Consider the following 12,316-nt stretch of genomic DNA (forward strand, 5'->3'; position numbering starts at 1 on the left):
GACGCTCAGGTGCGACTTATGGCGGCAGCTGCCGGCGCCGCGCCGGGCGCTTGGGCGCGGCTAACGACATAACGGTACTTGCCGGATGGCTCGCGCGGGATTTCGGACACCCGCTCGATGTTGACCCGTACGTCGGCGCCGAGTCGCCGTCGGAATTGGGCCATTATTTCAGCCGCTAGGCCCTCCGGCAGCGGCTCGGCGGTACTCACCAGCACGCGTGTGTGGCTCAATGATTCTTGCACGATCTTGAACTGATGGATCGCCGGTATGTCCCGCAGCACATAAATGAGTGCAAGCCCATGCATGACTGTGCCGTCGGCGGCGATGATGAAATCTGTACTGCGTCCGTCGAGGCGCCTTAGCACCGGAAGGCCGCGTCCGCAGGGGCAGGGCTCGGGGTCCAGAGCACCGACATCGCCCGTGCGGTAGCGGATGAACGGGAAATCCCCAGTCGCCAAATGGGTGACCACGATCTCCCCCGACTCCCCGGGGGCCACCGCCTCTCCGTCTGCGTCGACGATCTCCACGACGATATCCTCGGCGGTGATGTGCAGCCGGCCCGCGGGACAGGCATGCGCGATAAAGCCGGCGTCGCGTCCGCCGTAGCCATTGGCGACGGGACAGCCGAAGACCCGCTCGATACACTCGCGCTGGTGGTCATAGAGCCGCTCCGAGGTCACGAAGGCAGCCCGGATATCAAGATCGTCGAGGCGCATGCCGGATTGCTCCGCATGATCCGCGATCAACGCCAGTGACGAGGGGTAGCCGAAGAGCATACGCGGGCGAAAGCGTCGGATCTCGCCAACGAAACGTGTCAGATTCTCTGGTGACAGCTCGAAGGCCGGCAGCAGACGCGTGCGCAACAGCCCATCGCGCAGCGCTCGGATCCTATCCTGGGCACCGAGCTCGATGGGGGAGCCCCAGACGACGATTTCAGGGTCGCCGATATCGACACCCCACCAGCGTGTCGCCCGCCATTTGGCGGCGACGTCATGGGCGACGCGCTCCTTGCCGATGAAGAAGACCAGCGGCTCCCCGGACGACCCGCCGGTGTTGAAGCGCGCGAGCCCTGTAGCGCCCCGGGCCTTGAGCGCCTCTGTGTTGGAGCGGATGCCCGCCTTGTCGAGCAACGGCAGCCGCTGCAAGCCTGCGAGGTCCTGTACCTGCGTCGGCTCGAGTCCATGGCTGTCGAGCAGGGCTCGAACATAGGGCACACGGGCATAAGCATCACGGACGAAGGCAGCAAGCCGCTCGCGCTGATACTCGGCGAGCGCGTCGGGACCCAGCCACTGGGTGCGCTCCAGCTCCCGGCGCACCGCCACCGTGCGGTGGCCCTTGGCGAGCTCGTGCAGCGGAAAGAGGACGGTGCTCGCAAAGCGGGTGTAGAGATCGCGCATCAGCGCACCGGCTCACCATCGCTCAGAGCCGCCGCGTCGGACACCGGCGTGCCAAGCAAAGGGGCATAGACATCCCGGTAGCGGGCGACGCTGCGCGGCCATGTGCGCTCCTCCTCCACGAAGCGCCGAGCGGCATCGCGCTGTACAGCCCAGCCCTTGCGATCACGCAACAGCGCCGACACAGCGTCGGCGAGGGCCCCCGCATCGCCGGCACCAAAGAGCCGGCCGTTGCTGCCGTCGCGGATCAGCTCGCGGTGCCCGCCGACGTCGGAGGCCAGCACCAGCTTGCCTTGCGCCATGGCCTCCAATGGCTTCAGCGGGGTGACCAGCTCCGTCAGGCGCATGGACCGCCGTGGATACACCAGAACGTCCACCAGGCTGTAGTAGCGGTGCACTTCGTCATGGGGAACACGGCCCGTGAAATGCACTCGCTCGCTCACGCCGAGCGCCACTGCCAGGGACCGTAGACCTGCCTCTTGGGGCCCGCCGCCGACCAGCAATAGGTGCGGCACTGGGCTGTTCGTGGAGGCTTTCGACAAGTGAGCCATGGCTTCGACGGCGAGATCCAGACCCTCATAGGCATAGAAGGAGCCGATGAAGCCGAGCACCGGTGCGTCATCGAGCCCAAGCTCATCCGCCAGTGCTAGGTCTTTGGGCACATCGACGCCGAAGCGCTCGGCATCCACGGCATTCGGGATCACCGTCAGCTTCTCCGGCGCAATGCCCCGGCCCTGGATATCCTTGCGCAGGCCCTCGCAAATACAGGTGACGGCATCGGCGCGCCGGAGCACATGAGTCTCCAGGGCTCGGGTCAGCCGATAGCGCAGGCCGCCCTCACGGCTGGTGCCGTGGTCTGCGGCGGCATCCTCCCAGAAGGCACGACACTCGTAGACCACCGGCAGACCGCGCCGGCGACCGACGCGCAGCGCCGCCAAGCCGTTCAGCGCCGGGGAGTGGGCGTGCAGCAGATCGGGCCGCTCCGCCGTCACCGCGGCGTCCAGGCGCTGCGCGAGGTCCTCGATGATCCGCCACTGATTGACCATGGGCAGTCGGCCCGCGGCGCCCGCCGGCGGCGGCGTACGGTGGAAGCGCAGGCCGTCGATGGTCTCCAGCGCAGCACTGCTCGCACCCTGCTTGCCGGAGGTGATCTGCACCGTGTCCCAGCCGAGTGCGGCCTGCTGCTCCAGGATCGCCCGGGTGCGGAAGGTGTAGCCACTGTGCAGCGGGATGGAATGATCCAGGATGTGCAGGATCTTCATCTCACGCCGCCTCCGCACGCGCCGGTGCTGCCGCGTCCTCGCGCTTCAGGAAGGCCTCGAACATCAGCAGACTCCAGAGGGCGGCGCTGTAATCACGCCGGCCGGCGTCATGCGTATCCAGCAGATGGTGCAGGAAACCGCGGTCGAAGTACCCGCTATCGGCAAGCCGCGGGCCGAGCAGGGCCGAGCGCACCCGTTCGCGCAGCGGCCCGCGGAACCACCCCGCCAGGGGTACCGCAAAGCCCATCTTAGGGCGATAGAGCAGGTCCGCGGGCAGGTGCGGTTGCAAGGCCGACTTCAGCAGATGCTTGCCCTCGCGGCCCTGCAGTTTGAGCTCGGGCGGCAGCCCGGACATCCATTCCACCAGCTCATGATCCAGCAGCGGGACACGTACTTCCAGCGCATGCGCCATACTGGCCCGGTCCACCTTGGTGAGGATGTCGTCCACCAGATAGGTCTTCATGTCCAGGTACTGCACCAGGGACAGTGGGTGATCGGTGGGGCTGGCTGCGGCGTGGCGGTGCAGCACTTCTGCGGCATGGTAACCGTCCAGCCGACGTTCGAAGGCCGAGCTGAACAGCCGTCCGCGCAGATTGTCGTCCAGTACGGCGATGATGTTGAAGTACCCGCTCACCGCATCCCGCGCCAGGGCCTGGAAGGTCGCCCGGGCGCGCAGGAACCTCGGCGCGCTGTAGAGCGGCGGATAGGCACGCCCGAGGGGCCCGAACAGCAATCGCCGTGCAGCCAGGGGCAGCAGGGCGCGTAGGCGCTGCTCATCGAGGTGCCAGCGGTAGCGCTTGTAGCCGGCGAGATTCTCGTCGCCGCCGTCGCCGGAGAGCGCCACGGTCACCTGCTGGCGCGCCAGGGCGCAGACTAGGTAGGTCGGCAGCGCCGAGCTGTCGGCATAGGGCTCGTCGTAAAGCGCGGCCAGGGTGTCGAGCAGGTCGAAGCGGTCCGGGTCCAGCTGCTCGGTGCGGTGTGCCGTGCCATAGCGCTGCGCCACCTGCTCGGCATAGCGGGCCTCGTTGAAGGCCGGGTCACCGAAGGCAATGGAGCAGGTATTCACCGGCCCGCCGCCCTCGGCGCCCATGATCTGCGCCATCATCGCCACCACGGCGCTGGAGTCGACGCCGCCGGAGAGAAAGGCGCCGAGCGGTACCTCGGCGATGAGCCGCAAGCGCACGGCTTCGCGCAGGCGTGCCAAGAGCTCCTCACCGGCGGCGGCAGCGTCCGTGGCCTGAGCCGGCGCGAAGGGGATGTCCCACCACTGCCGGGGCTGCGGGCGCGGGCCGCCGCGGCGCACCAGCAGGCGATGCCCCGCCGCCAGCTTATGCACACCGGCATAGATGGTGCGGGGCTCCGGGATGTAGCCGAAGGCGAAATACTCCTCCACGGCCTCCGGCGCGAGCGTGCGCGGCAGTGCCGGATGCTGCTGGAGCGCCTTGAGCTCGGAGGCAAAAATCAGACTGCCGTCCGCCAGCCAGGCGTAATGGAGTGGCTTGATGCCGAGCCGGTCCCGCGCTAGAAACAGCGTCTGCCGCGGCCGATCCCAGAGCGCGAACGCGAACATGCCGCGAAAGCGCTCAAGGCATCGCTCGCCCCATTCCTCCCAGGCATGGACGATGACCTCGGTATCGCTGTGGGTGCGGAAGCGATGCCCGCGAGCGGCGAGCTCCGCCGCCAGCGGTTGAAAGTTATAGATCTCGCCGTTGTAGACAACGACGATGCTCTCGTCCTCGTTGAACAGCGGCTGGCGGCCGCCGGCGAGGTCGATAATGGAAAGCCGGCGATGCCCAAGCCCGATGCCGGGCTCGAAGTGAAGACCATGCTCGTCCGGCCCCCGGTGGGCCTGGATGTCATTCATCCGGCGCAGCAGCTGCGCCGAGACCCCGGCACCGGGCTCGCCGGAGAGAATACCGGTGATCGCGCACATCCCCCGCTCTTGCTCCTAGCCCGTCATGCAGAGCCGCGGCCCATGGGTGTTCAAGGTGTCGCTCGCAGTGAGCGCGATACCTCGGCCTCCATCGCCGGCAGCATGCTATCCAGGAAGGCAGTCAGCACGTCCGCGGCGCGCTCCGGCTGCTCGTCATAGGGCGCCGCGACGGCTATCAAAGCCGCTTCACCGCGGTTTCCGGAGAGCCGCGATTTGGCTTCCAGCAGCTTGGCGACATAGGGATTGGCGGTGCGCTGGTTCCCCACCAGGTACCAGGTCCACACGAGCAGGCGCTCGCCGCGACGCGACGACAATAGATGCTGCTCCAAGGCCAGCTCAACCGGATCCAGGTCGACGCGGCGCCCGCGGACCATGGTGTCGCTCCAGACCGGATGCTCCTGCTCGATCATTACATTGGCCGAGGTGACCAGCTCGGCACCCTGGCGCTGGGTGCGGTAGACACCGATATAGAGACCCACGGGCGCAGCGCCCGTCTCACCGGCTGCGCGGTAGAAGGCGTACAGGCTGCCGTCAGTGCCGAGGATCCGCGGGCGCCAGTCCCAGCCGTCGGCTCCCGGCTGTAGGCTCCAGCCCGGGGCTCGGGGGGGCTGCACGTCCACCGTCGCCACCTCTGCGCCATGATCGGACAGCGCCCAGGCGGCGGCGGGCCAGAACAGCGCCGCCACGGCCATGACGCTCAGCAGACGCACCGAGGCCTTCGAGGTGATGGGCTTGCGCTGCGTCGGCGACGGCTTGGGCAGCGGCGGCACCGGGTCGCGCCAAAGACTCCCGACGACGAACATAATCGTGATAATGATGCCAAAGAAGACCCAGCCGTAGATCAAATGGTCGACGCCGACCGCGAGCTTCATGTCGCTCAGGTGGCCGATCATCACGATCATGTAGGCCCGGAAGCCGTTGGCGATGATGGGCACGACAATCGAGAACAGCACGAACAGCAGCCGTTTCCACCAGCGGGTGTAGGTGAGATACGCGAACAGCACGCCCAGGGTGACGGACGCGATGAGATAGCGCATGCCACTGCACGCCTCCACCACCGACCACTGGCCGCTCGGGATGGTAAAGAAGGTGCCTTCCCGGTAGACCGGGATGCCCGTCAGCTTCAGCATGCCCACGGTGAAGTCGGCGGTGAAGTTCATCATGGGGTAGACGAGCCCTTCGCCCACGGGCACGCCGAAAAACAGAAACAGAATCGGGAAGGCCAGGTAACGCGCCACCCGATGCCCCAGCACCGCCCAGATAGCGGCCACCAGCAAGCCGACATAGGCGAACTGCTGCACCACCAGGGTGTCCACTAGGTAGCCGAGCAGCCAGCCGAAGCCGAGCGGCAGGAACAGCAGCAACGGCAGCGCACTCGGGCTGGGCGCCATCTGCTTCAGGCCGGCGCGTTTTTCCCACACCAGCCAGAGGCTGATCGGGATAATGAGATAGCCGTGGGCATAGGTCTCAGAGCGCTCCCAGATGGAGACAATGGACCAAGCGGTCTCGTAGAAGGCCAGCGTCACGAGCGCCACCGCAGCCAACAAAAGCAGCAGTCCCGGGCCCCATACGCGGAGCCAGCCGTGGGTGCTGTCGGACTCGTCGGCGCCGAGAATCGAAGTCTGCTCTGTCATGTCAGTGATACGTCAGGCTGCGCCGGCACGCGGTCGCCGGCCACTGCGTCGAGAAACTGTTCCGTCGCGCTGCGCCAATCATAGCGCGCCAAGACCCGCGCCCGCGCCGCATCCCCCAAGCCGCCATGGTCACCGCGCATCAATGCCGCGAGCTGATCCGCCATCGCTGCCGGGTCATCTGCCACCAGTAACTGCCGTCCGGGTATGGCATCGATACCCTCTAGGCCCATGGAGGTGGTCACCACCGACCGCGCCATGGCCATCCCTTCCAGTACCTTGTTCTGGATGCCGCGGGCGATGCGCATCGGGGCCACGACGGCAGCCGCATGCTGCAAATAGGGCCGCACGTCGGCGACGCGTCCCGTGACGACGATATGCTCACCGGCGAGCGCCCGCACTTCCGGGCTCGGGCGGGCGCCGACGACGTAGAAGCGCGCGCCGGGCACCTTACGCTGGAGCAGCGGCCAAACGGCGGTCGCGAACCAGCGCACGGCGTCGACGTTGGCCCAGTAGTCCATGGCACCGGTGAAGACCACCGCCGGCACCGCGTCCGGGTAGGGGCTCCCGTGCTCCGGCGACGGCGCGAAAAACGCATGGTCGACACCGTTTGAGATCGCCGCCACCGGCGCCGTGACCCCGCTCAGGCGACGAAACAGCGCCGCCTCGGGCGCGGAGACGAACAGACTCATGGAGCAGGCCCGGGCGGCCTGCGCATCGTGAGTGAGTAGTCGCCGCGCCTCACGGGCGTAGACCCAGCGCATGGGTCTGCGAGCTCGTTGGGCATACTGACGCCATTTATCCGCATCCACATCGACGTAGTCGATAAGACGCCGTAGTGCAGCGGCTTCGGACACAAGCGCATATTGTGCCATCGCGGAGGAGAAGACGATGACCCGCGAGATGGGCCGACGCACCAGCAGATCCCGCGTCCAAGCGGCCATGCCCCGATCGCGATAGTAGGCCGTGGTGAGCGCCCCGCCGGTCAACAGCGCCGGCAGGCTGCGCAGACGCGCACGCAAGGGCGAGAGCGGGCGTAGGCAGACCTCGCCGCACAGGCTCTGCACACGCTCGGCATGCGCCCAGTCGCGGCCGTCGTCGACGAAAGCGCCCAAGTGGACCCGATACGTCGCCGCCAGCGCCTTCAGCCAGCGATAGGAGCGGATCTTGTCGCCCTTGTCCGGCGGATAGGGGATGCGGTGGCAGAGCAGTAGCACCTCACCATCCCGGCGCTCAGCCGGGGCCTTGTCGGCGGAGGCAGTTCCCTGCGTCAAAATGCAGCCCTCAGGCAAGGTTGCGTGCCAGCAAGGGTCCAAGCCGGTTTGCCACCGGCAAGGGCAGGCGCTTCCAAGCGGCGATGAAGTAACGGTACTTCGGGTTGTTCGGGTTGACGTCCGGAACGGCGCGACTTCTCACCAGATGGTACTGGTAGTGCAGCGGCTGCGGCTCGAACCCCCAGTTCTTCTTGAAGCCGAAGGCGCCGGTGCCCCGCTTGCTGCGTCCGTAGTCGAACATCCGGACCCCACGCCCCGCGGCGCGCGACATGAGATCCCAGTACATGAAATCGTTGCCGTAGAGGGCGCGCGCGGCCGGGCGACTGCCGCCATAGTACGGCAGCACGGTGTCGTCGTCGAAAAAGCTCATGACACCGGCGATATCCGCGCCCGCATGGGTCACGATGGAGAGCTCGCAGGCGTCGGCGAAGACCCGGTACAGCGCCTCGAGCCAGCGCCGGGGGAACACGGGCGTACCCAGGTTGCGGACGCTCTCGGCGTAGATGGCGTAGAACCGCGCCAGATCCGTCGTCTGCTCCGATGTCAAACCGACCTTGATCCCCTTGCGCACCATCGCGCGCTGCTTGCGGGGGATCGCCTTCAAGTTGGCGTCGTCATCATCCGTGATAGCTTTGCGAAAAGTCACATAGAGCTGGTCCTTGGTAGGCCACCCGGGCTGTGTCGGCTGCTGATTGCGCAGCTCCAGCGCAGCCACACCAAGGCGCTCGGCGAGCGCGCAAGCGTGTGCGGTGAGGGCGCGGTGCGCCTCGTCGCTGCTCGCCAATACGCCCCCGTAGACGCAGCCGGGCGTGGATACCAGGTGATGGCCGAAGAGTCGGCTCCTGACCTGCGCAAGCGGCAGAATCGCTTCGATCCGATCACCGCGGCGCGCGAGCAGGAAGCGCGGCCGGTGGCCCAGACCCTCGGCAATGGCCTCGGACCAGCCGCTCCTGTGGCAAAAGGTGCGATCCGGGTGCGCGGCGACGAAGGCATCCCAGTCGGCACGGTCTTCCGCGCGCAGCTCGGTGACCCGGAGCTCAGGCGTGCGCACCATCGACCTCGTCTCGGGCGGACAAGAAGATGGCGTCCATGCGTGACCAGCGAAAATCCGTGGCGAGCCGGCGCAGGCGCTGCTCCGTGCGGTGCAGGTTGAGGTAATGCCGCACCCGTGTTTTCAGACCGAGGTTGCGTTGCACCGGCTGCGCCGGGTCGATCTCCCAGGGATGGAAATAGAACACCGCGGATTGGCGGTCCCGGCGGTTCACATGGCGCAGTGCCCAGCGCGAATAGGCATAGGGGAACAGCCGAAAGTAGCCGCCTCCACCGCAGGGCATTTTGCGCGCGCCGAAAGCGACCGTGGTGATGGGCACTTCCAGCAATTGCTCGCAAACCTCGGGCAGAAAACAGAACCGCGGCGCTTCCGGCATGCCATAGAGGTCATGGCGAATGGGATAGATACTCGACGAGTAGCGGTGACCCGTCTCCTCCAGCACCCTTAAGGCCCAGAGGTTGCGGGCGCCGATGGAATAGCTCGGTGCGCGATAGCCATGTATCGGCGTGCCGCCGATGTCTTCCAGCAGAGCCTTGGTCCGGGTCACGTCGGCGCGAAACCCGGCCTCGTCCAGCTCCGTGACACGGACATGCGCATAGCCGTGGCTCGCCAGCTCATGACCCGCTGCCACGATGCGGCGGACCATGTCTGGATAGCGCTCCGCGATCCATCCCAGGGTGAAGAAGGTCGCATGAATGCCGTGGGCGTCGAACAGCGCCAGGATACGCTCGACATTGGCTTCCACTCGGCAGGGAAGCCCGTCCCACTGTTCACGGCGGATGTGGCCCTCGAAGGCGGAGACCTGGAAGTAATCTTCAACATCGACGGTCATGGCGTTGACCGGTGCTGCCGCCGCACCGGCTTGCGCTGATTCCGGGCCGGCTCCGGCGGCGGGCATGGGGGCTTTCTCGCGGCTGAGCACGTCGGCGAGCTGGGACATATTAGAGCTTATCCGGCACTGGCTTGGGCGGTTACTACACAGGGGCGAGCCAGTCCTCGAGGACCGCGACGATGCGCTCGGCGGCACGGCCGTCCCAAAGCTCCGGGATGCGGCCGGCCTTGCCGCCATCACTGAGAATGTTGCGGGCGGCGGCGAGGATGCGCGCCCGATCGGCACCCACCATGGTGTTGGTGCCCTCGCTCACGGTGATGGGGCGCTCTGTATTGGCGCGCAGCGTCAAGCATGGTACCCCAAGGGCCGTCGTCTCCTCCTGGATACCGCCCGAATCCGTCAGCACCATGGTCGCGCTCTGCAGCAGCCCGAGCATGTGCAAATAGTCCAGCGGCGGCAGCAGTGTGCAGGCCGCTGCTGCCCGCTTTCTGAGACCATTGGCCTCAAGCCGCGCCGCGGTGCGCGGATGCAGGGGAAACAACAGCGGCAGCTCCGCCGAGAGCTCTGCCAGTGCATCGACCAGCCGCTCCAGGGTCATGGGGTCATCCACGTTGGAGGGTCGGTGCAGCGTGATCACGCCGAAGCGCTCCCCAGGCGGGTCAGCGATGTCGGCCGCTGCCAGCACGGCTGCCACAGAGGGCGCGCGCCGGCGGTTGTGCAGCAGTGTGTCGATCATGACATTGCCGACGAAATGCACGCGCGCCGGGTCAATGCCTTCGCGCTCCAGATTCTCCAGGGCCAGGCGCTCCGTGGTGAATAGCAGCTCGGAGAGCTGGTCGGTGAGCACGCGGTTGATCTCTTCGGGCATGCTCCGATCAAAGCTGCGCAGTCCCGCTTCCACATGGACGACGGGCACGCCCTTCTTGGCCGCCACCAGGGCGCAGGCGATGGTGGAGTTCACGTCTCCCACCACCAGCACCGCATCCGGCGCCTGTGCCTCCAAGACGGGCTCGAAACGACGCATGATCTCCGCCGTCTGCGCGGCATGGGTGCCCGAGCCGACGCCCAGGTCCTGATCCGGCTCCGGTATGTGCAGCTGCTCGAAGAATGCTGCCTTCATCGCGGCGTCATAGTGCTGTCCCGTGTGCACTAAATAGGGCTCCAACGACACCGATGCCCCAAGGCGCCGCATCAACGGGGCAATCTTCATGAAATTCGGCCGCGCGCCGACGACGCACATGACCCGCTTCGCCACCGCGCTGCCTCCAATCATCGCTTGCGACCTCGGGAAACGCCGGTGTTTTGGCATTGCCCGTCCGGGGCAGGATGCCCCGCCATTGTCAGCGACCTCAGTCGCCGAAACCGAAGGAGTCCGGAAACCGCCCCGATTTTCAGAACCGGGTAGGCTTCGTCCGATTTTTTGGCCGGGATGGTCAAGAAATCGGTATCTTCTTAGCCGCCGAGCGCATCAGAAGCGCAGGCTGAAATCCAAGCTCGCCCGGTGCTCCGAGAAGTCGCCGCCGGCTGCCTCGGCATCCCGGCTCAGCCGCCCGATGCGCGCCCCGAGGTTTGCTCTGGGCCCCAGTCGATAGCTCAGCACCAAATCGACGGCGTCCTGGAAGAAATCAAAGCCGTCGTCGTTCTCTTCGCTGTGATCCCAGAAATTCACCACCGCCGAGGCGGTCAGGCGGTTCGACATGCGACGGGAGTAACGCAGCTGCATCTGATTGTCCCGCGTGTCGAGATCGGCCTGATCGTACTCCCGCCGGGTCACGAACCAACGCACCGACGCCGTATTCCGGCCTTTCTGGTACAGGGATTGTAGCTCGAACCGGTCACGCAGGAAGGTGTCGTTGACGATCACCGGTGTGATGACCGTCGCGGTCAAAACCTGGTCGGTATCGAATGGATCACGGATGGGCTCACCGAACAAATCACGCAGCGGCACCACCTCCTGTTGTGCCAGCTCGCTCGTCGCCGACTGCACCGTCACGTTATAGCGGGAGCGAAAGACCCAGCGCTTGTGGCGGTACTGCCCATCGAAGCGGTAGGTCTCGCCGAAATAGCGCTCACCATAGCCAAATTGAAAGCGCGCCCGCCGATTCGGCGTCCATCGAAAGATCGTCTCCCATCGCAAGCCACTCGTCTCCCCATCCGCTGCCCGAAACGCGTCCCGACCTTGATCGTAGCCCAGGATCAGGTCCAGACGGTAGCGCGGACTGAAGATATAGCCGACTCTCCCGGAGACTTCACCGAAGCCCCGATCCTCGTCGGCGTCGAAGAGCTGGCGACGCCAGGTGACGGACCAAGGCACGGTGGTGAACATGGGGCCGCTGTTCACCGTTACCCGTGTATCACGGGTCGGAGTGCTCAGTCCGCCGTCGCCGTCAGCGGTGGATTCGGTAAAGTCAAAGCCAACGCCGGGCTCGATGCGCACGGTGGCGAAGCGCCCGTCGAGCACGGGTATGTTGATGCGGGGGGTGATGCTGATCGATGCCTGTTGGGTAAAGGCATCCGGGTTGCCGATCGCATCGAAGTCGCTGTTCACGCGCGGGTTGAGGAGCGCCTGATTCGCATTGGCGCGCACATCGAGGAAGAAATAACGCTCGATCAGCTCGCTGCTCATTCGGGCCGAGAGTGTGTGGCGAACATCGTTCAGCTCGGAATTTTGAGGATAGAACAGCACGCTCGGGCCATAGTTGATACTGGCGTTGACGCGATTGCCCGCGCGGGACGCGCTGAAGTACGGCCGCACCTGAATGACGCCGCCCGACTCCGTATCGTCCGTCGTGAGGAACAGGTTGTCCGTCAGGATCAGACTGCTGCGCACACCGGCCGCGCCTCGCCACGAGGCCGAAGCGTCGGCCGCCAGCACCGCCAGCAGCAGGCCGAGCACATAACGCGAGCGAAGCCTTGGAATCATCACTGCACCAGGCTAC

At 66.1% G+C, this 12,316-nt stretch carries 9 protein-coding genes; all 9 read right to left on the bottom strand.

Translation table 11 applies throughout. The features are described from left to right. Positions 1 to 5: 5 nt before the first annotated feature. On the bottom strand, positions 6 to 1,397 hold the full coding sequence (locus CKO31_RS10300) for a phenylacetate--CoA ligase family protein (protein WP_200236726.1): 1,392 nt from the start codon (positions 1,395 to 1,397) through the stop codon (positions 6 to 8). Then, positions 1,397 to 2,656 (bottom strand): TIGR04063 family PEP-CTERM/XrtA system glycosyltransferase, encoded by a 1,260-nt coding sequence (locus tag CKO31_RS10305; RefSeq protein WP_200236729.1) that lies wholly within the window; start codon positions 2,654 to 2,656, stop codon positions 1,397 to 1,399. Before CKO31_RS10305 ends, CKO31_RS10300 begins: the two co-directional genes overlap by 1 nt. Position 2,657: 1 nt before the next feature. Next, positions 2,658 to 4,589, bottom strand: a complete 1,932-nt coding sequence (locus tag CKO31_RS10310; RefSeq protein WP_200236732.1) for an XrtA/PEP-CTERM system amidotransferase — start codon at positions 4,587 to 4,589, stop codon at positions 2,658 to 2,660. 50 nt (positions 4,590 to 4,639) lie between these two features. Further along, a complete protein-coding gene (gene xrtA, locus CKO31_RS10315) occupies positions 4,640 to 6,223 on the bottom strand; it encodes an exosortase A (protein ID WP_200236735.1) in 1,584 nt (527 codons plus the stop codon). After that, entirely contained in the window at positions 6,220 to 7,494 is a 1,275-nt protein-coding gene (locus tag CKO31_RS10320) for a TIGR03087 family PEP-CTERM/XrtA system glycosyltransferase (protein ID WP_200236737.1), read from the bottom strand. Before CKO31_RS10320 ends, xrtA begins: the two co-directional genes overlap by 4 nt. A 10-nt stretch (positions 7,495 to 7,504) precedes the next feature. Next, the gene (locus tag CKO31_RS10325) at positions 7,505 to 8,548 is read right to left on the bottom strand and encodes a FemAB family XrtA/PEP-CTERM system-associated protein (RefSeq protein WP_200236740.1); all 1,044 of its coding nucleotides are present in this window, start codon (positions 8,546 to 8,548) and stop codon (positions 7,505 to 7,507) included. Continuing rightward, the gene (locus CKO31_RS10330) at positions 8,532 to 9,377 is read right to left on the bottom strand and encodes an XrtA system polysaccharide deacetylase (RefSeq protein WP_200236841.1); all 846 of its coding nucleotides are present in this window, start codon (positions 9,375 to 9,377) and stop codon (positions 8,532 to 8,534) included. The genes CKO31_RS10325 and CKO31_RS10330 overlap by 17 nt, the downstream gene beginning before the upstream one ends. A 142-nt stretch (positions 9,378 to 9,519) precedes the next feature. Further along, on the bottom strand, positions 9,520 to 10,650 hold the full coding sequence (gene wecB, locus CKO31_RS10335; protein ID WP_200236743.1) for a non-hydrolyzing UDP-N-acetylglucosamine 2-epimerase: 1,131 nt from the start codon (positions 10,648 to 10,650) through the stop codon (positions 9,520 to 9,522). Positions 10,651 to 10,845: 195 nt separating this feature from the next. After that, entirely contained in the window at positions 10,846 to 12,300 is a 1,455-nt protein-coding gene (locus CKO31_RS10340; protein ID WP_200236745.1) for a TIGR03016 family PEP-CTERM system-associated outer membrane protein, read from the bottom strand. Positions 12,301 to 12,316: the final 16 nt, after the last annotated feature.

It is taken from the genome of Thiohalocapsa halophila, assembly GCF_016583825.1.
Classification (GTDB): domain Bacteria; phylum Pseudomonadota; class Gammaproteobacteria; order Chromatiales; family Chromatiaceae; genus Thiohalocapsa; species Thiohalocapsa halophila.